The organism is Polyangium sp. y55x31 (assembly GCF_029946505.1).
Classification (GTDB): Bacteria; Myxococcota_A; Polyangia; order Polyangiales; family Polyangiaceae; genus Polyangium.
The window spans coordinates 1-23804 of the sequence record NZ_JARZHG010000019.1 but is presented as its reverse complement, the minus strand read 5'-3'; the positions used below and the strand labels follow the sequence as shown (position 1 = coordinate 23804).

At 69.5% G+C, this 23804-nt stretch carries 21 protein-coding genes; 9 read left to right on the top strand and 12 right to left on the bottom strand.

Annotated elements, in window-relative coordinates; translation table 11 throughout:
• Positions 1–174: 174 nt before the first annotated feature.
• The gene (locus QHF84_RS28735; RefSeq protein WP_281316634.1) at positions 175–1293 is read left to right on the top strand and encodes an SUMF1/EgtB/PvdO family nonheme iron enzyme; all 1119 of its coding nucleotides are present in this window, start codon (positions 175–177) and stop codon (positions 1291–1293) included.
• Positions 1294–1398: 105 nt separating this feature from the next.
• Here the strand turns inward: QHF84_RS28735 and QHF84_RS28730 are convergent, their stop codons facing one another.
• The gene (locus QHF84_RS28730) at positions 1399–3240 is read right to left on the bottom strand and encodes a hypothetical protein (protein WP_281316633.1); all 1842 of its coding nucleotides are present in this window, start codon (positions 3238–3240) and stop codon (positions 1399–1401) included.
• Positions 3241–3318: 78 nt separating this feature from the next.
• Here QHF84_RS28730 and QHF84_RS28725 point away from each other — a divergent pair, with 78 nt between their 5' ends.
• From QHF84_RS28725 to QHF84_RS28715, 3 genes are all read left to right on the top strand, one after another.
• Complete coding sequence (locus QHF84_RS28725; RefSeq protein ID WP_281316632.1) at positions 3319–4452, top strand: SDR family oxidoreductase; 1134 nt, start codon at positions 3319–3321, stop codon at positions 4450–4452.
• 19 nt (positions 4453–4471) lie between these two features.
• Positions 4472–5764, top strand: coding sequence for a GDSL-type esterase/lipase family protein (locus tag QHF84_RS28720; protein WP_281316631.1), 1293 nt, complete (start codon positions 4472–4474; stop codon positions 5762–5764).
• A 73-nt stretch (positions 5765–5837) separates the two neighbouring features.
• A complete protein-coding gene (locus QHF84_RS28715; protein ID WP_281316630.1) occupies positions 5838–6986 on the top strand; it encodes a serine/threonine-protein kinase in 1149 nt (382 codons plus the stop codon).
• Between the two features lie 309 nt (positions 6987–7295).
• Here QHF84_RS28715 and QHF84_RS28710 read toward each other — a convergent pair whose 3' ends face one another.
• Entirely contained in the window at positions 7296–8048 is a 753-nt protein-coding gene (locus QHF84_RS28710; RefSeq protein WP_281316629.1) for an iron-containing redox enzyme family protein, read from the bottom strand.
• Positions 8049–8109: 61 nt separating this feature from the next.
• Positions 8110–9531 (bottom strand): YkgJ family cysteine cluster protein, encoded by a 1422-nt coding sequence (locus QHF84_RS28705; RefSeq protein WP_281316628.1) that lies wholly within the window; start codon positions 9529–9531, stop codon positions 8110–8112.
• A 155-nt stretch (positions 9532–9686) separates the two neighbouring features.
• Between QHF84_RS28705 and QHF84_RS28700 the strand changes: the two genes are divergently transcribed.
• The 3 genes from QHF84_RS28700 (at position 9687) to QHF84_RS28690 (ending at position 15217) form a co-directional block, all read left to right on the top strand.
• Entirely contained in the window at positions 9687–13235 is a 3549-nt protein-coding gene (locus tag QHF84_RS28700) for a protein kinase (RefSeq protein WP_281316627.1), read from the top strand.
• 5 nt (positions 13236–13240) lie between these two features.
• On the top strand, positions 13241–14266 hold the full coding sequence (locus QHF84_RS28695; RefSeq protein ID WP_281316626.1) for a tetratricopeptide repeat protein: 1026 nt from the start codon (positions 13241–13243) through the stop codon (positions 14264–14266).
• A 183-nt stretch (positions 14267–14449) separates the two neighbouring features.
• A complete protein-coding gene (locus QHF84_RS28690) occupies positions 14450–15217 on the top strand; it encodes a hypothetical protein (protein ID WP_281316625.1) in 768 nt (255 codons plus the stop codon).
• Positions 15218–15469: 252 nt separating this feature from the next.
• Here QHF84_RS28690 and rpsS read toward each other — a convergent pair whose 3' ends face one another.
• The 9 genes from rpsS to rpsL form a co-directional block, all read right to left on the bottom strand.
• Positions 15470–15769, bottom strand: a complete 300-nt coding sequence (gene rpsS, locus QHF84_RS28685) for a 30S ribosomal protein S19 (protein WP_136936256.1) — start codon at positions 15767–15769, stop codon at positions 15470–15472.
• A 7-nt stretch (positions 15770–15776) separates the two neighbouring features.
• Positions 15777–16607 (bottom strand): 50S ribosomal protein L2, encoded by an 831-nt coding sequence (rplB, locus tag QHF84_RS28680; protein ID WP_281316624.1) that lies wholly within the window; start codon positions 16605–16607, stop codon positions 15777–15779.
• 3 nt (positions 16608–16610) lie between these two features.
• Positions 16611–16910 (bottom strand): 50S ribosomal protein L23, encoded by a 300-nt coding sequence (locus QHF84_RS28675; protein ID WP_272429075.1) that lies wholly within the window; start codon positions 16908–16910, stop codon positions 16611–16613.
• An 11-nt stretch (positions 16911–16921) separates the two neighbouring features.
• Positions 16922–17545 (bottom strand): 50S ribosomal protein L4, encoded by a 624-nt coding sequence (gene rplD, locus QHF84_RS28670; protein WP_281316623.1) that lies wholly within the window; start codon positions 17543–17545, stop codon positions 16922–16924.
• 9 nt (positions 17546–17554) lie between these two features.
• Positions 17555–17866, bottom strand: coding sequence for a 30S ribosomal protein S10 (gene rpsJ / locus QHF84_RS28665; protein ID WP_012233476.1), 312 nt, complete (start codon positions 17864–17866; stop codon positions 17555–17557).
• 16 nt (positions 17867–17882) lie between these two features.
• The gene (tuf, locus tag QHF84_RS28660; protein WP_281314648.1) at positions 17883–19073 is read right to left on the bottom strand and encodes an elongation factor Tu; all 1191 of its coding nucleotides are present in this window, start codon (positions 19071–19073) and stop codon (positions 17883–17885) included.
• A 3-nt stretch (positions 19074–19076) separates the two neighbouring features.
• Positions 19077–21191 carry an elongation factor G gene (fusA, locus tag QHF84_RS28655; protein WP_281316622.1) on the bottom strand — a complete coding sequence of 705 codons (2115 nt, stop codon included), beginning with the start codon at positions 21189–21191 and terminating at the stop codon, positions 19077–19079.
• Positions 21192–21495: 304 nt separating this feature from the next.
• Positions 21496–21966 (bottom strand): 30S ribosomal protein S7, encoded by a 471-nt coding sequence (gene rpsG / locus QHF84_RS28650; protein WP_136932397.1) that lies wholly within the window; start codon positions 21964–21966, stop codon positions 21496–21498.
• Between the two features lie 52 nt (positions 21967–22018).
• On the bottom strand, positions 22019–22417 hold the full coding sequence (gene rpsL / locus QHF84_RS28645; protein WP_136932396.1) for a 30S ribosomal protein S12: 399 nt from the start codon (positions 22415–22417) through the stop codon (positions 22019–22021).
• Between the two features lie 154 nt (positions 22418–22571).
• Here rpsL and QHF84_RS28640 point away from each other — a divergent pair, with 154 nt between their 5' ends.
• Positions 22572–23399: a hypothetical protein gene (locus tag QHF84_RS28640; RefSeq protein WP_281316621.1), complete on the top strand. Its 828-nt coding sequence runs from the start codon at positions 22572–22574 to the stop codon at positions 23397–23399.
• A gap of 132 nt (positions 23400–23531) precedes the next feature.
• On the top strand, positions 23532–23804 hold a 273-nt coding region (locus QHF84_RS28635; RefSeq protein ID WP_281316620.1), incomplete at its 3' end, for a hypothetical protein.

Here is a 23804-nt window from a genome sequence, read left to right as displayed (position 1 = left end):
ACCTCCGCCGAGGGGGGGAATGTGAAGTCGGATACGGGGATCCACGTGTCGGAGGCGGGGGATCACCGCGGGGAGCTGGGGAGTGGGGACGGCGGCCATTCCGCCGTCACCGTAGTGCGCGGGAGCCTACGCGGAACCTTTGCCATGCCCGGGCGAGCGGGTACCTTCCGCCGCGTGATTCGCCGGCGCATTGCCCTCTGGCTGCCCTCCCTCGCCGTCCTCGTCGGTTGCGCCAAGCAACCGAGCGGCGGAAGTGGCTCGGACGACGCGGGCGCGACGCCCCCGGCGATCGACGGCGGCGGCGTGCCGGATGCCGCGACGGCGACGACGGCGGCGGCCGAAGAGACGGGGCCTTGCGCGGGGAAAGCGGAGGGCGCGCTCGCCTGCGACGGTGAGAGCGTGGTGCGTTGTGCAGGGACGGGACGCGCGCCGGAGGCGGTGAAGACGTGCCTCGACATCGAGCGTTGCGAGGCGGGCGCGTGCGCGCCGGCTTGCCCCGAGGGTGAGGTGTACGTGCCGGCGACGGGGCCTGCGGGGTTCAAGATGGGCAAGAACCTGTCGGCGTTCGGGTTTGGCAACCGCAAATCGGGCAATCACGGCAAGGGACGCGCGGACCTGCCGCACAAGGTGGTGCTGACGAAGCCCTTCTGCATGGACCAGACCGAGGTGACGGCGGGCGCCATGAAGAAGTGCGTGCAGGAGAAGGGCTGCAAGGCGCCTCAGCGGACCGATCGGTGGGTCACGTACCCCGACAAGCCGGATTACCCGGTGAACCTCGTCGATTATCCGATGTCGAAGTATTATTGCGAGCAGTACGGCAAATCGCTGCCAACCGAGGCGCAATGGGAGTGGGCGGCGACGGGGGGCGATGGCCGGTCGTGGCCCTGGGGCGAGGAGGAGCCGACGTGCGAGCACGCCGATTTCACGCAGGCGATCCTGATCTCGCCGGGCGGCGACAGTGGCTGCCACGGCGGCGGGCCTTCGAAGGTCGGGACGCACCGCAAAGGCGATCGTATCTGGCCGTCGGGGCCGATCCACGATCTGGCCGGGAACGTGTGGGAGTGGGTGCTCGATAGTTACGTGCCGTATTCGGGCAAGGACGAGGTCGATCCGGTGCACCTGCGGCCTTCCATCGGGAACTACGTGGTGCGCGGCGGCGGCTGGAACCGGAGCGGGCGCGGGATCCTCGCGGCCTTCCGGGGCGGGGCGATCGTGTCGTACAAGGTGCCGGGGCTCGGGTTTCGGTGCGTGCGGAACGCGAAGGAGCGCGAGGCGTCGGCGTCGCCGCGTTGATGGGCGGGAAAGCGCAGCGAAATCGCGCCGCGATTTCGCCTCCAGGGGGTGAATCGGCCGGGCTTTGCCCGGACGAGCGGGGGACGCGAGGCGTCCCCCTCGGGACTAGAGTGCGCCGCGGCGCTTGACGAGCTCCTGAATGGCGAGGTTCGCGACGTCGAGGCGCATCCACGGGTCGTTCGCCCCGACCCCTTCCCCACCCTTTCCGAGGGAGAACACGACGGGCGCGCTCGGGCCGACGTCGGCCTTGCCGGCGCGACGATTGAGGAGGCGCAAGGGATCCACGAAGGCGACGAACGCGGTCTTGTCGCCGACGGCCGCGATCGCCGATTTCGCCTCGGCGCGGCCGGAGAGGTTTTCCTTGCCCGGCGATTCGAGGATGGTCCGGAACGCAGCCTTGGCGTCATAACCGGCCGCGAGGACGAGGCCGTCCTTGCCGAGCATGTAAAGGACATCGATCGTGCTCGGCACGCCCTCCGGCACGGCGGGTTTGTCGGCGGGCTTGTCCTTGCCGGGTTTGTCTTTCCGGTCCTTGCCCGCCTTTTCGTCCTTCTTGCCCTTGTCGTCCTTGCCCTCCACGCGCGCCAGGCGGATGCGGCGAACGTCGCCCGGGAGGTTTTCGAGGACGGTTTTTCCGGTGCTGACCTCGATCTCGTTCTGGCCGAGCCACGAGGCGAAGCTCTTCCGCTTGGCGAGGCCGAGGAGGTTTCCGAGGGCCTCGTCGAGCTTGCTCCCGTCGGCGACGTCGCTGCGCGCATAAATGGCGGGGCCCGTGGAGAGGAGCGAGGCGCCGGCCGTGAAGGAATCGCCGCGGCCCTCGGCGACGGCGACGAGCGCGGCCGAAAGGGCGGCGCGATCGTCCTCGGGGACGTCCTTGCCGACCGCCGCGGCGAGGGCGTCGGCGTATTTCTTGGCGTCGGTCGCGCGTGATTGCGCGCTGTCTTGCAGATAGACCCCGATGTCGGTGTCGGCCGGCAATTCGAGCAAGCGGCGCGGATCGCCGACGGTCATCGCGGCGATGTTCGCGGCGCCGGCCGAACCCTCGCGCGGCGTGCCGAGGAGGCGCAGGTGCGCCGCGCGGTCGTCGAAATCGAGGGTGACGCGCGCATGGTCGAGCTCGACGAGGATGCCGAGCAAGGCGTCGACGAGCCCATTCAGCGGGCTCGGGACGGACGTGGGCGCCTTGTCCCCCTCGGCGGCCGCGCCGGCGCGCGGGCGGGGGCGGATGCTCTCCCAGCTCGATCGCAGGCCTTTTTCGATCGGGCCGCCGAGCGCCTCGCGCGGGAGCTCGAAGGCGATGTCGGCCTTCGGCATCTTCGCCGTGGGCAGGGTGCGCACGACGTACGGGCCGACCTCGAGCAGATCCGCGGCCTCCTGCGCGAAGAGGAGGTAGTTGCCGAGCAGGCCGATCACCATCGGGCGAGCGCCGCCGTCCTTGGGCTCGATCAGGGTGATGGAGGTCTTCTCGTCCACGCGGAGCTGGAAGCGCGCGTTCTCGCCCTTCACGAGCAAGCCCTCGACCTTGCCGGCGTCGCGCACGTGGATGCCCATCGCCGAGCGCGGGCGGCCGCCGCCGGTGCGCTCGACGAGCGCGCCGACGAGCGGGAGGTTGCCGTCGATCTCGGCGGAGACGGCGAGCGGCAAGCCGAGGAGCGTAACCGCGAGGTTGCCCGCGTTCGAGGGGAGGAAGAGCGCAGGTCCACCGACGGCGGCGCGCGCCTTGGCCCAGGCCTCGTCGGGGTTCGGGACGAAGACCTCGGCGAGCAGGCCCGCCGGCGCAGGGATCGGCTCGAGGGGCGCGACCTTCTGCGGCGGCGGGGGCTGTTCGTCCTTGCAGCCCGCGAGCGTCGCGGGGAGCGCGAGGGCGACGGCGAAGAGGAGGCCGCGGGCGAGGCGGGTCAGGGCACGTCGAGGACGTCCTCGGAGGGGCGGGGCGTGTGCGCTCATCGTACGTCCGAAGGCTAGTACGAATCGCGGGCCCGTTTCACCCCGGTCTGCAGGGTTCGCATGCGGTAAGCTCGGCACGTGCCCCGCCCAGGTCACGACGAGGTCGTGCTGATCAACGGGTTCCCTTCGCTCTACGCGCAGCGGATCACCGAGCACGTGCTCTCCACGAACACACGCGCGTTCGTGTACGCGGTCGTGCGCGCCGAGGAGAAGGCCGAGGCCGATCGGGCGCTCGTCGCGCTCGGCGAGGCCGCCGCGGCACGAACGAGCGTGCTCGAAGGAGATCCGGCAGCGATGGATCTCGGTCTTTCGGGCTCGGAGTACCGGCAGCTCGTGTCGGAGGTCGATCGGATCCACCACGCGGCGCACGCGGCGTGGGTGGGGATGGACGAGGCGACCGCGGCGCGAGCGAACGTGGCGACGACGGCGGAGATCCTGGAGCTCGCGCGGGCGTCGAGCTCGCTCGAAGCCCTGGTCGTGCACTCGACGGCGGCCGTGTCGGGTGACCGGACGGGCGTGGTGTACGAGGAGGATCTGGAAGCCGGGCAGGAGTTCCACGACGAGGCCGCGCGGGCGCGGATGCGGGCCGAGGCGCTCGCGCGTCGCGCAGGGAAGCACGTGCCGATCGTGATCGTGCGGCCCGGGGCGGTGGTCGGCGCGTCGGGGCCGGGGGAGCGGCTCGATGCGCTGCACCTCGCGGCGCTGCTCGCGCTGACGACGCCGGCGGAGATCCCGCTGCCGTTGCCGCAACGAGGCGAGGCGCCGATGCACGTGGTGTCGATGGACTACGTGGTCCGCGCGTCGTGCGCGCTCGGGCGGATGCGGGAGGCGCGCGGCAAGACGTTCCACCTCGTGGATCCACATCCGATCTCGGCGCGGAGGTTTTTCGAGGTGCTCGCGCGCGCCGCGCGCGGGAGCACGCTCCGGCAGGTGCCGGCGAGCGCGGCGGCGATGATCTTGCGTACGCCGGGGATCGAGCGCTTCGTGCGCAGCCCCAAGGCGTTCCTGGAGCAGATCGCGCGGGGCGTGCGGTACGACGCGCGCGCCGCGACGAGCGCGCTCGCAGGGACGGGGGTCACGTGCGCGCCGTTCGAGGCCTACGCCGAGGAGCTCGTGCGCGAGGTGGAGGAGCATGTCAGCGCCAGGCGCGCGCCGCGGCCGCCGTCGTCGTCTCCCGGGGGAGAAGCGGAGGTGTACGATCCGTTCGCCTGAGGGTTTCTGGGCTTTCGCCGTGATCACCCTCGCCGCGGCCTGCGGCGGAGAACATCGGCTGCCGGCCGACGCGGGGCCTGTCCCGTCGCGTCCCGTCGCGTCTGCGTCTGCATCCGCCGACGTGCCCGCGCCTCCTGTCTCGGCGAGCGCCGCCGCGCCGATCGAGACGTCGATCCCGGAAGGCGCGGCGTCCGTGGCCCCGGCGCCTGCGCTCCCCGCGGGCGAGCCCGAGCTCGCGCGGTTCCAAGCGGCGCTGCGGGAGCTCGGCCGCGGCGGTCGCAAGGCGCACGTGCGAATCCTCTGGCTCGGCGATTCGCACGGGCAGGCGGACTTCTGGACCGGGGCGATGCGCGACGTGTTGCAGAAGCGGTTCGGCAAGGCCGGGCCGGGGTTCGTGCACGTCGGCTGGAAGCAGTACAGGCACGACGGCGTGCGGCTCTCGACCGACGAGAAGTGGACGATCCGGCCGAAGGCGCCGGCCACGTCGTCACGAACGGGCGACGGCGTGTTCGGGCTCGGCGGCCTCGTGACGACGGGCCCGGCCGGCAGCGGCCGCGCGCGCGTGAACGTGACGGACGAAGGCCTGACGAGCCGGCTCTCGTGGGACGTGTGCTACCGGCTGCGCTCGGCCGACGACGAGCTCGAGGTCTCGCTCGGGAGCGGGCCGAAGACGAAGATCCGCGCGACCGTGACCGAGCCGCCGGGCGATCTCAGGCACCTCTTGCTCGTGAGCGAAGGGCGCGAGACGTTGCAGGTGACGCCCACGCGCGGCAACCCCGAGCTCTGCGGGGTGGTGATCGAGACGGATCCAACCGAGCGGCCAGGGGTCGTGCTCGACACGCTGGGGATCAACGGGGCGCGGTTCGGGACGCCCCTCGCGTGGGATGAGGCGAGCTTCGGGGTCGAGCTCGCCCGGCGAAAGCCGTCGCTCGTGGTGCTGGAGTACGGGACGAACGAGGCGGGCGACGTGGCCGTGGATCCGGTGAAGTACACGCAAAGGCTCGTGCGGCTCGTGGAGCGCATCCGCCGCTTCGCGCCCGACACGGACTGCCTCGCGCTCGCGCCGACGGATCGCGCGGACACGCGCGCGCGCACGCCGCTCGTTCGCGACGCGATCCGCGAGGGCGCGCGGCAGGCCGGGTGCAGCTTCTGGGACACGTACGCCGTCATGGGCGGCGAGGGCTCGATCAAGGCGTGGGCCGCGGAGTCGCCCGCGCGCGCGGCGAGCGACGGCGTGCACCTGACGCAGCGGGGCTACCGGGAGCTCGGCGAGGCGCTCGCGACGCACGTCCTCCGCGGTTTGACCCCGTAACCCCCGTCCTCCTCCCCGGGAAAACGGTCGAGGCGCGTTTCCTGCAGATACCAGCCCGCTTCGGAGGGGGAGCATGGCCCGAGCGGGCGAGCTGTTGGGGGATCGGTACCGGCTGATCCGGGCGATCGGCGCTGGCGGGATGGGGACCGTGTGGTGGGCCCGCGACGAACGGATCGGGCGCGACGTGGCGATCAAACTCTCACCCCCCGAGAGCGACGTCACCGGGGCTCTCGGCTTCGTGCGCGAGGCGCACATCGCCGCGCAGATCTCCCATCCGAACGTCGTGGGTGTCCTCGACGCCGGCGAGGCCGAGCCGAAGCGCCGCTTCCTGGTGATGGAGCTGCTCCGCGGCGAGACGCTCGCCGAGAGGCTGCGCCCGCGCGAGCCGCTGGCCGTCGCGGAGGCCTTGTCGATCGCGATCGATGTTTGTCGGGGTCTCGAGGCGATCCACGCGCACGGGATCGTGCATCGGGACGTGAAGCCGGAGAACATCTTCCTCGCGGACGTACCGGGCGAGGGCCGCATGCCGAAGCTGCTCGACTTCGGGTGCAGCGCGCCGATGGGCGCGAAAAACCCGCCGAGCGGCGGGTTCGTCCCGGCGCCCCTCCGGGCGGACGAGCCGAGCGGGCCTTCCCACGAGGGGACGCCGCGGGTCGTGGGGACGCCGCAGTACATGAGCCCGGAGCAGGCGCATGGCGACGAGGACGTGGATGGGCGCGCGGATCTCTGGGCACTCGGGGCGGTGCTGTACGAGGCGCTCGCGGGGCGGGCGCCGTTCGATGGGACGGACGTGGACGCAGTGATCGAGGTCGTGCTGTCGGAGGAGCCAGATCCGCTGCCCGGCTGGGTGCCGGAGGGCGCGCGGCGGCTCGTGGCGAAGTGCCTGGAGAAGGATCGACGCAGGCGGTATCCGGACGCGCGGGCGCTGCGGTTTGCGCTGGAGGAGGCGCTCGCGGATTTCATGGGAGCGTCCTCGACGGGGTTTTCACGGACGAGGGGCGCGTCGGTCAGGCCGCCTGCGCGAGGTCGCGGGCGCAGCGCGGGGCTCACGATCGGAGCCGGGTTCGTGCTCTTCGCCGCGGCATCGCTGCCCTCACTGGAGGTCGCGCGGCAAGCAGCGGCGCTCCTGCTCCGCGCGACGGTCGCGGATGCGGTGAAGGCCGCCGCGAGCCGCTCGCGCGAGGCGGCGCTGTACGAAGTGCGTCCCGACGAACGGCGGTGATGTGGCGTGGCGCCGGGGTTTCACCCCGGACCCGACCAGGGGTTGTCCACCCCTGGACCCGGACCAGCGCAAGCGCTGGACCCGGGGCGACAGCGCGCGATGCGCGCTGTCGACAGGGAAAAGGTCGCTACGAGAAACGACAACGCTGCTGTCTTGGCTGGCAACGCCGGTGGTGGTCTTGCCACGGGCCCGTCCGAGAAACCGCGCGATGCGCGGTTTCTCGGCCTTCGGTCCAGGCCGTGCCTGGTCCGGGGTGCAAGGGGCGGACAGCCCCCTGCTGGGGTGCGGGGCAACGCCCCGCGCATCCGCTCAGACGAGGTGACGCGCGACGGCCGAGCGATACGCTTGCCAGAGCGTGAGCGCCTCGCTCATCGCGTCGACGACGGAGGCCGCGAGGTCACTCGCGGGCGGGACGTGGGCGAGGAGCATGTTCCACGCGTCGCGGCGATGGCCTCCTTCGACGGCGCGATGGGCGCGGGCGAGGCGCATGCGCTCGGGTGGACAGCCGTAGTGCAGGACCATCGGGTGTGTGCGGATGACCTCGTCGATTGGCGGGAGCTTCCGTGTGCCTTCGAGCTCGGCGCGCTCGTGCACGCTGCCCTCGACGAAGATGGTCAGGACTGCGGCGCCGATCTGCCAGGGCGGGCTCGCGCTCACGCGGTCGAGCATCGCGCGGTAGGTGAGGGCCTCGGGTTCGAGGGGGATCGCGGGGTCTTCGATCGAGGCGCGATCGATGCCGAGGCCGTCGATCATCTCCAGGAACAAGGCGGGGTGCGGGACGCCGAGGCTCAGCTTTCCGGTCTGCTCTTCGTAGAGGTTCTCGGCGAGCGCGATGCGCACGTCGTCGGGCGGGCCCTGGCCGAGGACACGCGCGAGCAGCACCGGGAAGTCGCGCACGTAGGTGCGGTATTCGTGGCGGAAATGCGCGGCCAGCGCGGCGCGCGAAAGGCCCGGCTTCGTGAGCTTCGGCCAGGCCCAGTGGTTCTTCTGATCCATGATGGAAAGCAGGCGCTCGACGAGCGCACCTCGCTCCCCCACTCGGTCCCCCCTCGTGATCGTCATGGGCTCGATCCTCCTCGGATCGTTATGACGTCGAAGCGTCCGCGTGCACGCGATCGCCGCGTTACGCCGCGCCTGGCACGTCGTGGGCGTACGCGTCGAGGCCGTGCCCCCGGAGCGTCGCCTCGACGAGGGCGAGCGGATGCACGAGCGCAGGCTCGTCGCGCGCTTCGTCGGGTGTGATCACGAGCGGCAAGGCACGCGCGAGGAGGAGACGCGCGGCGCGATCGCGGAGGGCGTGCGCGAGGGGGAGGTCGCTCGAAACGAGCTGGTAGGCGTGTGCGCCGGCGCGAAGGTAAAAGGCTTCGGCGCGGGCGCGCGTGGAGGTGGCAGGCGCGGCGAGGGTCGGATCCTCGACGAGGGCGCGGGACGCGGCTTCGATCCAGCGGACGGCGCGGCCCGCGAGGTCGTGCTCGGCGCGGAAGGTCGCGTCGATGCGAGCGCGGCGAGATGCGCGCGACGCGAGCGCTGCGAAGAAGGGGCGGAAGAGCTCGAGATCGAGGGGCGCGGGCGCTGCGAGGACGCGCGTCGCGGCGGCGGGATCGAGGCCCGCGATCTCGACGGAAGCTGCGAGGGCTGCGAGCGCGCGCGCGGTGTCGATCGGCGCTTGCGCCTCCGCGACGGCGCGCATGAAACGAACGAGATCCGCGTGCGTGCCGTGTTTTCCCGGCGTGACCAGCAGCGTCTCCGGGAGCTCGACGATCAGGATGCCTTCGTCGAGATCCGCGGAGCTTTGCGCGCCATCGGGGACGAGCGAAGCGCCCTCCGGCTGCGGATCGAGCGCGCTCGCGAGCACGCACGCGCACTCCACGGCGGGCGCGACACGCACGGTCTCCCCATCGTCGACGAAGAGCGCAGGAAAGGTCTGGCAACCGAGCGGTTTTACGTGCGCGCCTTGCGCCGCGTGCAGGCGGCAGAGCCCGCTGTCATCGAGGTATGCGCAGCGGCCGTCGACGAGAGGCACGGAGCTCGCGCCGCAGGGCGAGGAGCCGTGCAAAGGCGTGAACGCGCGTTCGGGGTGATCGCCGGCGTCGAGCACGCGCGGCAAGAGCGCGCGGGCATAGGCCTCCTCGACGGGCCGGAAGATCACGGAGGCATAAAGACGGCAGCAGCTCCCGCGGCCGTCGCACGCGAGGGAGAAGCCGGGCAGCGGATCGAGCGGTCGCGAAGCGCCGCGGGCCTTCGGATCGGGAAGCAGCGCGACGCCCGCGGCGAGCAGGCCGGCCTCGTGCAGAGCGGCGAGGAACGCGCGCAGCGTCTCGACTTTCGCGAAGGTCCCCGCGCGCGAGGCCGCGGCCACGATCCCTTCGAGATCACGCGAGCCGTCGGCCTGCGCGAGCAATCCCCACTCGCGCGCGCCGAGGCGATACGCGAGGCCCGAGCGCTGATCGTGAAGGACCCAGAAGTCCTCGTCGCCCACGCGATGGCGCCGAACGACGGCGTGATCCGCGAGGCGAGGACGCGAGGGGAACGACGCTGGCGACATGGTCAGTTGCGAGCCCAGTGCTGAACGTGTGCCTCGCTACTCGACCCGGCGTGCCCCGTGCTTCGCGGGTGAGGCTCCTCGTGAGAGGCGTCGGCCGCGCAACCTGAAAAGCTTGCTGGATCCGGCTTCTACGAACCTGATAGCATGCGACGGCAATGGCGCTCGATACTCAGACTGCCACTGGATCGGCTTCGAAGCTCGGGAAATACGAGTTGACGCGGGAGATGGCCGGCAGTGGCGTGGCGTCCACCTGGCTCGCCCAAACCGACGGAAGCACGAAGAGCTACGTCGTGCTTCGCCTGCACAAGCACGTGACGAAGAAGCCGGAGGTCGCCGAGGCGTTCTTGCGCGACGCGAAGAACGGCAAGCTCCTCACGCACGCGAACGTGGTGCCGATGGTGGAGACGGGCGTCGGCGACGGCGAGATCTTCGTGGTCTCGGAGCACTTCGAAGGCGAAACACTTTCCTCGCTGGTCGCGAACGCGAAGACGGCCGGCATCCCGCTCCCGATCGCGCTGCGTATCGGCCTCGAATTGCTCGAAGGCCTCGCGGCGGCGCACGCGCAGAGCGAGCCCATCGCGCACGGCGAGCTGAGCCCGTTCCACGTGCTCGTGGGCAAGGACGGCGTGACGCGCGTCGGCGGGTTCGGCTGGGCGCGCGCCCTCGCGAAGCTCGGCCCGCACGGGATCATGAAGCAAGATCGGCTCGCCTACGCGCCGCCCGAGCGCGTGAAGGCCATGAGCGCCGCGACGCCCGGCGCGCCGACGGGCACGATCGATCCGAAGGGCGACGTGTTCGCCGCCGCCGTGATCCTGTGGGAGCTCATCGCGAAGCAGCGGCTCTTCGCCTCGAAGATGGAGGCAGCCGTCGTGCAGAAGGTCCTCTCGGGGCCGATCCAGGAGCTGTCGTCCGTGATGATCGATGGCCTCCCCGCCGAGGTGGAGGAGGCGCTGCCGAAGGCGCTCGAGCGCGATCCCGCGAAACGCGCGTCGCTCGACAGCCTGCTCAAGGCGCTGCAGAGCGTCCCCGCGGACATGCTGGCCAAGCCCGAGGAAGTGGGCGCTTTCGTGGAGAAGTTCGCCTCGAAGCCGGCGGCCGCGCCCGCCGTGGCGCCCGCCGCGGCGGCCCCATCGCCCGCCGCGGCGAAGCCCGCCCCCGCCGCAGCCGTGCGTCCTCCGCAGCCCACGGTCGTCGGCGTCGCAGCGCCCGGGGCAAACGGCAAGGCGCCGCTCGGCGCAAAGGCGCCCGCCGTGACGGCGCCCGCTGTGACGGCCCCGGCGCCCACGCCCGCCGCCGAGAAAAAAGACGCGGCGGAGGACAAGCCGGCCGCAGGTCCGAGCGTGCCGAAGATCGGCGCCCCGAAGCCGATGGTTCGTCAGCGGACGCTCGTGGGCGGCGTCGAGCCGCCGAAGCCCGCGGCCGCCGCCGTGCCGAAGCCCGCCGCAAAGGCCGAGCCCGCCGCCGAGGCGAAGGAGCCCGCGGAGGCGAAGGGCGCGGACAAACCGGCCGACAAACCCGAAGCCGCCCCGGCCGCGGAGGCGAAGAAGCCGGTCGTGCCGCCGCCGCCGAAGGCCGCGCCGGCGCCGCCGAAGCCCGGGATCCCGAAGCCCCCGGCCCCGCCCGTGGTCGGCGCGAAGCCCGAGGTGCCGAAGCCGCCGCCGCCGGTCCGACCCGTCGCGGAGTCGCTGCCCGGCGAGGACATCGAGATCGACGACGACTCCGGGGCCTTCGAGGCGCCGAAGGTCGAGGTGAAGGGCGCGCCGAAGGCCGAGGAGCCCAAGGCCGACGAAGCCAAGAAGCCGGAGGCGCCCAAGGCCGAGGAGCTCAAGGCCGAAGAAGCCAAGAAGCCGGAGGCGCCCAAGGCCGAGGAGCCCAAGGCCGAGGACAAACCCGAGCACGTCGTGATGACGAAGTCCGAGATGCCGACGGTCGTCACGAAGACGCCGACGACCGGGCCTTCGCCAGCCGACGGCGACGGCTCCGAGGCGCCCGTCTCGCGCACGAAGGCGACCGCGCTCGATCGCCTCAAGCCCGGCAGCACGCTCGGCCGTTACGAGATCCTCCTGCGCGTCGCGAAGGGCGGCATGGCGTCGGTCTGGGCCGCGCGCCTGCAGGGATCACGCGGCTTCCAGAAGACCGTCGCGATCAAGACGATGCTGCCGGACGTCTCCGACGATCCGGATTTCGAGACGATGTTCCTCGACGAGGCGCGCGTCGCAGCCCGCATCCGGCACCCGAACGTGGTCGAGATCTTCGACCTCGGGGAGCAGGACGACATCCTCTACATCGTGATGGAGTGGGTCGAGGGCGACACGCTCAGCACGGTGCAGAAGGCGTCGAAGACGCTCGGCGGGATCCCGCAGAACATCATCCTGCGCATCGCCTCGCAGATCTGCGCGGGCCTGCACGCCGCGCACGAGCTGCGCGACGACAACGGCGCGCTCGTCGATCTCGTCCACCGCGACATCTCGCCGGGCAACATCCTGATCTCGACCTCGGGCTTCGCGAAGATCGCCGACTTCGGCGTGGCGAAGTCACGCGGGCGTCTCTACGTCACGCGCACCGAAGGCCTGGTCAAAGGCAAGACGCCGTATCTCTCGCCCGAGCAGCTCGGCGGCCTGCCGCTCGATCGCCGCAGCGATCTTTTCTCGCTCGGCGTGCTGCTCTACGTGATGGTCACGGGCCTGCACCCGTTCCGCGGAGAGACGGAGTTCAAGACCGTCGAGAACATCGCGCTGAAGGATCCGATCCCGCCGCGCGAGCTCGTCCCGAGCATCCACGCGGACTTCGAGAAGGTGATCCTCAAAGCGCTCGAGAAGGACCGGACGAAGCGCTACTCGACGGCCGCCGAGATGCAACGCGCGCTCGATCAGGTGTCCTCGCAGGTCGGCTCGCCGATCACGGACGAGGACGTCGCCGACTTCGTGCGCAAGGTGATCGGCGAGGCGAACGCGAAACGCGCCGCAGAGCTGCGCGCCGCGATCGCCGCAGCCGACGCGAGCATCGCCGCGGATCGCGCGAGCATCCCGCCGCCAATGACGAGCGAGCCGAAGGTCGACTCGAAGCCGGAAGCCGCGGCGAAGGCCGGTGAGAGCACGGACGTCCCCGTGACCGCCGACACGAGCGCGGCGAGCTTCGACATCCCGGCCGCGCCACCCGCGCCGCGGCTCGAGACGCTGCAGAGCGTGCCGATTCCGACGGCCACGACCGCGCAGCCGGCCGCGAAGGACGACGACGACGTCCTGCTCGCCGCGCAAGCGTCGCAGAAGAAGAAGCGGCTCGTCATGGGCGTCGGCGCGCTCGCGGCCGTCGCGATCGGCGCCGTCGTGGCGTTCTCGGGCGGCAGCGGGGACAAACCCGAGAAGCCCACGCCCACGACGACAGAGCAAGCGCCCGCCACGCAAGCCGCGCCGACGCCGACGCCGACGCCGACCGAGGCGAAGCAGCCCGAACCGCCGCCCACGACGACGGCCGAGCCGCCGAAGGTCGAGGAGCCCAAGGCCGAAGAGCCGAAGGGCGAGGAGCCCGCGGTCGCCGCGCCCGAGGGGACGCAAGCCGCCGCCGGCGGAAACAAGGCGCCGACCACGTGGAAAGCGCCGACCGTGAGCACGACGAAGACCGTGCGTCCGCCGTCCACCGGGACGAGCAAGACGACGAACAAGACCACCAAGAAAACCCCCAAGTTCGATCCCACCGGAATCTGAGCGCCGTGCGAACCAGAACAACCGCGATCGCAGCTCTCTTCGTTGCCCTTCCCGCGCTCTCGGTCCTCGGGCCGAGCGACGCCCACGCCCAAGCCCCAGCCGCAGCGGCGACGCCCTCCGCAGCGGACATCGCCGAAGCCAAGAAGAAGTTCGAGAGCGCCTCGACCCTCTTCAAAGCCGGCAAGTACGCGCAGGCCATCGAGGACTTCCGCGCCTCGTACGCCAAGGTGCAAAGCCCGAACTCGCACCTCTACGTGGCGCGCTGTCTGCGGGAGATGGGCAAGCTCGTCGACGCCTACCTCGAGTTCGAGAAGGTCGCAGCCGAGGCCCAGACCGCCGGGGAAAAGTACGCGCAGACGGGCGAGACCGCGAAGGTCGAGCGCGACGAGCTCAACACGAAGATCACGCTCGTGAGCGTCGACGTCACGACGCCCGAGAGCGGCGCACGCCTGACCGTCGGCGGCGTCGAGGTGCCCCAGGATCGCTGGGGCAAACCCTTCCCCGCGATGCCCGGGAGCGTGGACATCCGCCTCGAGTCCGGCGCGAAGCCGGCCGCGTCGCAGTCGATCACCACGACCGCAGGCGAGTCGAGGACGGTGTCGATCGGCTTCGCAGCCCCGAGCAGCGGCGGCGGCAGCGGCGACGGCGGCAGCGGCGACGGGAGCGGCGGCGGCAGCGAGACGAGCGGCGGCAAGGGCATGTCCGGGATGCGCATCGGCGCATTCGCCGCCGGCGGCCTCGGCGTCGCAGGCTTCGTGACGTTCGCGGTCTTCGGGTCGATGTCGAACGCGACGTACGACGACCTCAAGGCGGCCTGCGGCGGCCCGTGTCCCGCGGATCGGCAAGGCGACGTCGACAAGGGCAAGATGCAGCAGACGGTCGCGAACGTGGGCCTCATCGTGGGCGCCGTCGGCGTGGCCGCAGGCGCGACGCTCTTCGTGCTGAGCCTGAAGAAGGACAAGAAGCCCGAAGCCGCCCACACCGAGCTCGTCGTCGGTCCGGCCCACCTGGGCGTCCGCGGGACATTCTGAAAATCTCTTTACATCGACCGCATCGCGGTCGATGCACCTGAGGTCCAGGGCTGTGCCCTGGTTCGGGTCCAGGGGCGAAGAGCCCCTGGTCGGGTCCGGGGTGAAACCCCGGCGAGACGCTGTAACCCCCTCTGAGATGGCGAACCGCACGGGCCCAAGCTCCGCTATCCTCCTCCCCACGTCATGACCATCGTCGGCTCGCCGCCCGGTCGCGCCCCGGATCCCGCTGCGTCCCTGCCCCGCCCCGTCGTGCTCTGCATCGCGGGCGCAGCCAGCATCGTCGCCGTGATCGTGCTGGCCATCGCCCTCCGCACGTCCCCGTTCCCGGACCTCGACGAGGCGCGGGCAAACCCGAGCATCTCGAAGGATCCGGGCGCCGCAGCCGCGTCTTCCGACGAGGACGAGGACGCGCCGCAGACAGAGGCGCCAGCCGGCAACTCGCGCGAGCTCCGCGTGCAGCTCTCGAAGGAGGTGCGCGCAGGCAAGGTGAAGGAGGCGGCAGCGACGCTGACGTCGCTCGTGGCCGCGGATCCGAAGTCGCCCGAGGACGCAGACGTGCGCGCCGACATCGTCGAGCTCGCGTCGAAGGCAGCGTTCTCGGGCGGCGCCGAGGCCGACAAGGTCTTCGACGTGATCAGCGCGAAGATGGGCACACGCGGGCCAGACGTGCTTTACGCGCTCGTGACGAGCAAGGGGGGCTCGAAGGCGGCCGATCGCGCAGTAGAGCTCCTGAAGCAGGACGACGTTCGAGCGCGCGCGACGCCAGCCACGCGGATCGCCTTCGACCTCTGGGCCGCGAAGAGCTGTCCCGATAAGGCCGCGCTGCTCGACAGGGCGCGCACGGAGGGAGACAGTCGCGCGCTCGGCTGGGTGATACTGATGGGCCGGACGTGCAAGATGTCCAAGGACCCGAAGCTCAAGGAAACACTGGAAGCTCTCAAGTCGCGCTGAGAGGCATGGCGTAGCGCCGGGGTTTCACCCCGGACCCGACGAGGGGCTGTCCGCCCCTCGACCCGGACCAGGGCCAGCCCTGGACCTTTGATGCATCGACCGCGATGCGGTCGATGCACAGGCGAATGGGGTTTCAGTCGCGGCGCCTGTGGAATGCGCGGCTCGGTCAGGCGCAGGTTTCGGCGAGGCTTCGAAATGCAAAAGAGCCCGCCCCTCGCCGAAGCGAGGACGCGGGCTCTCTTGGAAAAACCCTCAGCGACCGCCGGGGGCCTTGCCGACCTTCGCCTTCTTGTCGCCGGAGTGGCCGTGGAAGGTGCGGGTCGGGGCGAACTCACCGAGCTTGTGGCCGACCATGTTCTCCGTGACGAACACGGGGACGAACTTGCGGCCGTTGTGCACGGCGAACGTGAGTCCCACAGCGTCGGGGACGATGGTCGACCTGCGGGACCAGGTCTTGATGACCTTCTTGGGGCCGCCCGTGGCCTGCGCCGTCTGGATCTTCTCCATCAGGTGGCCGTCGACGAAGGGGCCCTTCTTGATGCTACGCGGCATGGCTCAATCAACCCTTGCTTCCGCGCCGGCGGATGATCATTCCGTCGGTCCGCTTGTTGTTGCGAGTCTTGAGGCCCTTGGCGAGCTGCCCCCACGGCGAGCAGGGGTGACGACCGCCGGAGGAGCGGCCCTCGCCGCCGCCCATCGGGTGATCGACGGGGTTCATGGTGACGCCGCGGTTGTGCGGACGACGGCCGAGCCATCGCGAACGACCCGCCTTGCCGAGGGTGATGTTCGCGTGGTCCGGGTTCGACACCTGCCCGATCGTGGCGCGGCAATCGAGATGCACCTTGCGAATCTCGCCGCTCGGGAGGCGCACCTGGGCGTATTCGCCGTCCTTGGCCATGAGCTGCGCGGCGACGCCGGCCGAGCGCACAAGCTGGCCGCCCTTGCCCTTCTTGACCTCGATGTTGTGGATCGAGGTGCCGGGCGGGATGTGGCGCAGCGTGAGGCTGTTTCCGGGCTTGATGTCGGCGTTGCGGCTCGCGACGAGCTTCGCGCCCACGACCAGGCCATCGGGGGCGAGGATGTAGCGCTTCTCGCCGTCGATGTAGTGGAGCAGGGCGATACGCGCGGTGCGGTTCGGATCGTACTCGATGGCGGCGACGGTCGCGGGGATGCCGATCTTGTCGCGCCGGAAGTCGATGATCCGGTAACGCTGCTTGTGGCCACCGCCGCGGAACCGCGAGGTGATGCGGCCGTAGTTGTTGCGCCCACCCGTCGAGGTCTGCTTCTCGATGAGGGAGCGCTCAGGCTCGGCCTTGGTGATTTCCTTGAAATCACTGACCGAGTAGTAGCGCCGCGCCGGAGAGGTCGGCTTGAAGTTCTTGATACCCATGGCTTACTCCGACTTCTCCTCGTCGAAGAACTGGATCTGGTCGCCCGGCTTGAGGGTGACGATCGCCTTCTTCCAGTTGTGCAGCTTGGCGTAGCCGCGCCCCATGCGCTTGTCCTTGCCGCGCATGACGAGCGTGTTCACTTCGACCACGCCGACCTTGAAGAGCGCCTGGATCGCGTCCTTGATCTGGATCTTGTTCGCGTCGCGGCGGACTTCGAAGATGACCTTGTTGCTCTGCTCGCGGAGCCGGCTCGACTTCTCGGTGAGGATGATCGGCCGACGAATGATGTGCTCGGGCTGCATGGCGTGTTCCTCTACCGAAGGCAGCGCGCTTCGAGCGCTTTGGCCGCCTCTTTCGAGACGACGAGGTGGTCGTGGCGGAGGAGGTCGTACACGTTGACGCCCTCCGGCGGCAAGAACTGGTGCGTGTCGAGGTTGCGGATCGACTTCACCAGCTTATCGTTCGAGGCGCTGTCGACGACGAGCGACTTCTTGCCCGCCTGCAGGGCCCCGAGCGCGTCGACGATCGCCTTCGTCTTGATCTCGGGCAGCTCGAGGCTGTCGAGGACGATGAGGCGACCCTCCTTGGCGTACAGGGAGAGCGCGCTCTTCAGCGCGCCGATGCGCACCTTGCGCGGCGGACGGTACGACCAGTCCTGCGGCTCGAGCGCGTGCGCGGCGCCGCCGCCCGAGTGGTGCGGAGCGCGGATCGAGCCCTGACGAGCGCGGCCCGTGCCCTTCTGGCGGTAGAGCTTCTTCGTCGAGCCTGCGACCGCGCTGCGCTCCTTCGTGGCCTTGGTGCCGGCGCGCCGCGAGGCGAGCTGGGCCTTGACGACCTCGTAGAAGAGCTGCTCCTTCACCTCGGCGCCGAAGACCTCGTCCGAAAGGTCGATCTCGCCGACCTGCTCCCGCTTGAGGTTGTAGACGTTGACTTTCATGGCGCGCTCCTAGCTCTTGATCTCGACGTCGACGCCAGCCGAAAGATCGAGCTTCATCAGGGCGTCGAGGGTCTGCTGCGTCGGCTCGATGATGTCGAGGAGCCGCTTGTGCGTGCGGATCTCGAACTGCTCGCGCGACTTCTTGTCGACGTGCGGGCCGCGGAGGACCGTGTAGCGACGGATCTCCGTGGGCAGGGGAATGGGGCCCGCGACGTGCGCGCCCGTTCGCTTCGCGGTCTCGACGATGTCGCTCGTCGACTTGTCGAGAAGCTGGTGATCGAACGCCTTGAGGCGGATCCGGATCTTCGTGGTGTCGGCCATGACGCTGCTTTTTCCCTTACTTGAGGATCTTCGTCACGATGCCCGCGCCGACGGTCTTACCACCCTCGCGGATCGCGAACCGCATCTGCTCCTCGAGCGCGACCGGCGCGATGAGCTCGATGTCCATCGTGATGTTGTCGCCCGGCATCACCATCTTGACCCCCTCGGGGAGCTTGACGGTGCCCGTCACGTCCGTCGTCCGGATGTAGAACTGCGGGCGGTAGTTCGTGAAGAACGGCGTGTGACGGCCGCCCTCCTCCTTCTTCAGGACGTACACCTCGCCCTTGAAGTGCGTGTGCGGGGTGATCGAGCCCGGCTTCGCGAGGACCTGACCACGCTCGATGTCGTCCTTCTCGACGCCGCGCAGGAGGCAACCGACGTTGTCGCCGGCGATGCCCTGATCGAGCAGCTTCCGGAACATCTCGACGCCCGTGACGACGGTCTTGCGCGTGTCCTTGAAGCCGATGATCTCGACCTCTTCGCCGACCTTCACCACGCCGCGCTCGATACGGCCCGTGGCCACCGTGCCGCGGCCCTTGATCGAGAACACGTCCTCGATCGCCATGAGGAACGGCTTGTCGACCGCGCGCTCCGGCTCCGGGATGTAGGAGTCGAGCGCGTCGAGCAGCTCGCCGATCTTCGCCTCCCACTTCGGGTCGCCCTGGAGCGCCGGGAGCGAAGCACCACGGATGACGGGCGCGTTGTCGCCGTTGAAGTTGTACTTGTTGAGGAGCTCGCGGACCTCCATCTCGACGAGGTCCAGCATCTCCGGGTCGTCCACCGCGTCACACTTGTTGAGGAAGACGACGAGGTAGTTCAGGCCGACCTGGCGCGCGAGGAGCACGTGCTCGCGGGTCTGCGGCATGACGCTGTCGAGCGCGCTGACCACGAGGATCGCGCCGTCCATCTGCGCGGCGCCCGTGATCATGTTCTTGATGTAGTCAGCGTGGCCGGGGCAGTCGACGTGCGCGTAGTGGCGCTTCGGCGACTCGTACTCCACGTGCGCGGCTGCGATCGTCACCGTCTTGGTCTCGTCGCGAACGGTGCCGCCCTTGGCGATGTCGGCGTACTTGATCTCTTTCGCAAGCTTCTGCTTGGACTGGACCTTGACGATGGCCGCCGTGAGCGTCGTCTTGCCGTGATCGATGTGGCCGATCGTGCCGACGTTCACGTGGGGCTTCGTTCGAGTGAATTTCTCCTTGGCCATTGCCTAACCTCGCTGCTTGGCGACGATCTCTTCCTGGATCGCGACCGGAACTGGTGCGTAATTCGAAATCTGCATCGTGTGCGTCGCGCGGCCCTGCGTCTTCGAACGCACGTCCGTCGCGTAGCCGAACATCGAAGCGAGCGGAACCTCTGCGCGCACGACGCGTGCATTTCCCCGCTGCCCCATGTCGAGAATCCGCCCGCGACGGCTGTTCAGGTCGCCGATGACGTCGCCGAGGTATTGCTCCGGGCAAACCACCTCGACCGACATGACCGGCTCCAGGAGCACGAGGCCCGCGCGCTTGGCCGCCTCCTGGAACGCAATCGAGCCTGCCACCTCGAAGGCGGGGCCCGACGAGTCGACCTCGTGGTAGCTGCCGAAGTGCAGCCGCACCTCGACGTCCACCACCGGATAACCAGCGAGCACCCCGCGCCCGAGCGCGTCTCGAATCCCCTTCTCCACGGAGGGGATGAACTCCTTGGGGATGATGCCGCCGGTGATGTCGTTGACGAAGACGAACCCTGCGCCGCGCGGCGCCGGGCCGAGATCGATCACGACGTGACCATATTGACCATGCCCGCCGGTCTGCCGGACGAACCGGCCCTCGACGTCGGTGACCTTGTGCGTCACCGTCTCGCGATACGCGACCTCGGGCTTGCCGACGTTGGCGTCGACCTTGAACTCGCGCTTCAAGCGGTCGACGATGATCTCGAGGTGCAGCTCGCCCATGCCGGCGATGATCGTCTGCCCCGTCTCTTCGTTCGTGTACGTCCGGAAGGACGGATCCTCGAACATGAGCTTCTGCAGCGACACCCCGAGCTTGTCGAGATCCGCCTTGGTCTTCGGCTCGATCGCGATGGAGATGACCGGGTCCGGGAACTCCATCCGCTCGAGGACGACCGGGTGCTTCTCCTCGCAGAGCGTGTCACCCGTGCGCGTGTCGCGTAGACCAACCGCCGCGTAGATGTTGCCGGCGTAGCAGGTCTTCACCTCTTCACGCTTGTTCGCGTGCATGCGCAGGATGCGCCCGAAACGCTCGCGCTTGCCGCGCGTCGAGTTGAGGACGCTCGACCCGCTCTCGACCGTGCCCGAGTAGACCCGGAAGTACGTGAGGTGGCCGAAGGGATCGTTCATCACCTTGAACGCGAGCGCGGCGAACGGCTCGTTGTCCGCTGCCTTGCGCGTCACCACCTTGTCCTTCTTGTCCGGATCCGTGCCCTGCACCGGCGGGATGTCGACCGGCGACGGCAGGAACTGGATCACCGCGTCGAGCAAGAGCTGGATGCCCTTGTTCTTGAACGCCGAGCCGCAGAGCACCGGCACGAGCTTGAAGCTCAAGGTGCCCGCGCGGATCGCCGCGTAGATCTCGTCCTCGGTGATCGAAGCGATGTCGCCGGCGACAAACTTCTCCATCACCGCGTCGCTCGCGTCCGCGCACGCCTCGACGAGGCGCTCGCGGAGCTCCTGGCACTTCGCCTCGAGATCCGCGGGGATCGCTTCCCACCTGTACTCGGCGCCCTTCGTCTCGTCGTCGAAGACGGCCGCGCGCATCCGCACGATGTCGATGACGCCGCGGAACTTGTCCTCCGCGCCGAGCGGGTAGTGCACCGCGACCGCGTTCGTGCCGAGCCGGTCCTTCATCGAGTCGACGCACATGTCGAAGTCCGCGCCGACCTTGTCCATCTTGTTGATGAACGCGATGCGCGGGACATGGTACTTGTCCGCCTGACGCCAGACCGTCTCGCTCTGCGGCTCGACGCCGTTGCCGCCGTCGAACACCGCGACCGCGCCGTCGAGCACGCGCAAGCTGCGCTCGACCTCGATCGTGAAGTCCACGTGGCCGGGCGTGTCGATGATGTTGATGCGGTTCCGGATCCCCGCGAACGGGCCTTCCTTCGGCTCCCAGAAGCAGTTCGTCGCCGCAGCCGTGATCGTGATCCCGCGCTCCTGCTCCTGGACCATCCAGTCCATGGTCGCAGCGCCCTCGTGGACCTCGCCCAGCTTGTAGTTGACGCCCGTGTAATAGAGGATGCGCTCGGTCACCGTGGTCTTGCCCGCATCGATGTGGGCCATGATCCCGATGTTTCTCGTGCGCTCCAGGCTGTATTCGCGGGCCACTGCTTCCTCCTGCGGTCGGTTTGTCTCTGCTGATGTCGAGGCGTCGGTCTCGGTTGCTCGTTTTCGTCTGCGTCGTCGTCGCTCGCGCCGTTCGTCGCTTCGAACCCCGAACGCACGACACCCTCTCCAGCCCTGCCCGCCTCCGTTTGGCGCGCTTCGAGAACCTGGAGAGGGTGTCGGGGTACGTTCGTTGGCGGCGCGCCTCGCGCCGCCATGTTCGAGCACGTAACCCGATCCTTATGTCGCCTTCGCCATCTCGCTCGACGTATCTCCTGCCGTGTCCGACCGCTCTACGCGCCGGCTGTCACCAGCGGTAATGCGCGAAGGCCTTGTTCGCCTCCGCCATCTTGTGCGTGTCGTCCTTCTTCTTCACGGCGTTGCCACGGTTCTGCGCCGCGTCGATGAGCTCCGCCGCGAGGCGCTCGCGCATCGTCTTCTCGCCACGCGAACGCGAATAGGTCACGAGCCACCGCATCGCCAGCGCCACGCGACGCTCCGGCCGAACCTCGACCGGAACCTGGTACGTCGCGCCGCCGACGCGCCGGCTCTTCACCTCGAGCTTCGGCTTGACGTTGTCGAGCGCCTTCCGGAAGACCTCGATGGGCTCCTCCTTGAAGCGGTCGCGGATGACGTCGAACGCTCCGTAGAGGATGCTCTCCGCCGTCGCCTTCTTCCCGCTCAACATGAGCGAGTTCGTGAACTTGGCGACGAGCTTGTCCTTGAACTTCGGGTCCGGAATGATTCTGCGCTTCGGAACTTCACGTCGACGAGGCATGGTGCTTCCTTCTGGCGGACTGTGATCGGGGGCTGTCGAGAGCGAGCAGCGCTCAGCTCTTCGGACGCTTCACGCCGTACTTCGAGCGCTTGCGGTTGCGGGTCGCCTTGTTGGTCGAGCTCGGCCCCGCGGCGCCCGAGGCGTCGAGGGTGCCACGCACGACGTGGTAACGAACGCCCGGCAGATCCTTCACGCGACCCCCGCGGATGAGCACGACCGAGTGCTCCTGCAGGTTGTGCCCCTCGCCCGGGATGTAGCTCGTGACCTCCATCTGGTTCGTGAGGCGCACGCGACACACCTTGCGGAGGGCCGAGTTCGGCTTCTTCGGCGTCGTGGTGTACACGCGGACGCACACGCCACGCCGCTGCGGGCAGGACTTGAGCGCCGGAGAGGCCGTCTTGTAACGAGCGGCTTCGCGGCCGTTTCGGATGAGCTGGCTGATGGTCGGCATGGTGGTTCGTCTACCCGGAATCGGGGGACGCGGAGGATACTCGGCGAAGGGGCCATGTCAAGCCGTCCGAGAACGGACTTGCGGACCAGGTTGCTTTTCCTGCCCTGGATCCGAGGTTTTGCCTGATCGAACCCGCTTCGGGTAGCGTCGGATCGTGAGCAAAAAGCTTTCCCGTGCCCAGCGCAAGGAGCACCGAGCGCGCACCGCGCGTTCCCAAGTGGTCTCCACGACGGTCTCGAAGCCGGCCCAGACGGCCAGCCCGGCCAAAGCCGCGCCAGCCGCTTCCGCCGAAACGAAACCCACGGAGGCCCCGAGCGCCTCGAGCATAGCCCCGGCTGCCGCGACACGAAAGCCCACGAAGGCCGCCTCGAAGAACACCTCGGGCGACACGAGCAAGAGCCCTGCGCCCGAGACGAAAAAGACGGAGAGCAAGGCCGAGAAGAAGTCGACGAAGGCAACCCCACGCGCCGCAGAGGCGACGCCGGCGAAGGAGCACGAGGAGAGCACGAGCAAGGCGATCGTGCCCGCGAAGAAGGGGCCGAAGAAGGAGCACGTGGTGCTCGTGCTGCTCGGCCTCGTGGCCGTCGCGTTCGCGTTCGTCTACCTCAGGAAAGGGGGTTCGTCCCCGACGGTTCAGCCGGACAAACCCACGACGAACACGCAGGAAAAGAAGGCCGAGAAGAAGCCCGAGCCGCCGCCGGAGACGAGGCCCGCGTCGCTGCCGATGCCGCCGATCCAGGCCGCGCCGATGGAGGCGCCGAAGCCCGCGGACGAGGTGGCGCCCACGAAGGCGAGCGCCGCCGTGACGGTGGAAGAGCCGCCCGCCGCGAAGGAGGCGCCCGCCACGAAGGAGACCACGTCGAAGCCGGCCACGAGCCCGACCACGGCCCCCGCGGACAAGCCGAAAGCCGCGCCGAAGAGCGGGGCGAGCAAGCCCGCAGCGCCGAAGCCGAGCCGCCCGGCCGAGGATGCCTACGAGTGATCACGATCGGCCGCGCGAGCACGCTTGACGCGCCACGTGCATCTCGTTTTTCGTTATCGTAAAGCGAGCGCAGCCCGCAGGGCCTCGATTCCCTCGCCCACGAGCCCCTTCCTTTCGAAAGGACAGTCTTCGATGCCCACGTTGCCGGATCCGGAGCTTCTTCGCGCGACGCCCGCCGCTCGCCGAGCGCGCGCTTCCCTCGCGTGCGTGGCCGCCTCCGCGCTGGGTCTCTCGGTGCTCGTGGTGGGCCCCGCAGCGCACGCGCAGGTGCCGCCGGCGCCGCCTCCGACGAGCAGCGCACAGGCCCCCGCGCAGCAGCCCGCCGCGCCTCCGCTCGCCGCACCTCCGCCCGCGCCGAGCACGCCCGCCGGCGCCGCTCCCGGCGCGCCGCCGAGTGGTACGGGC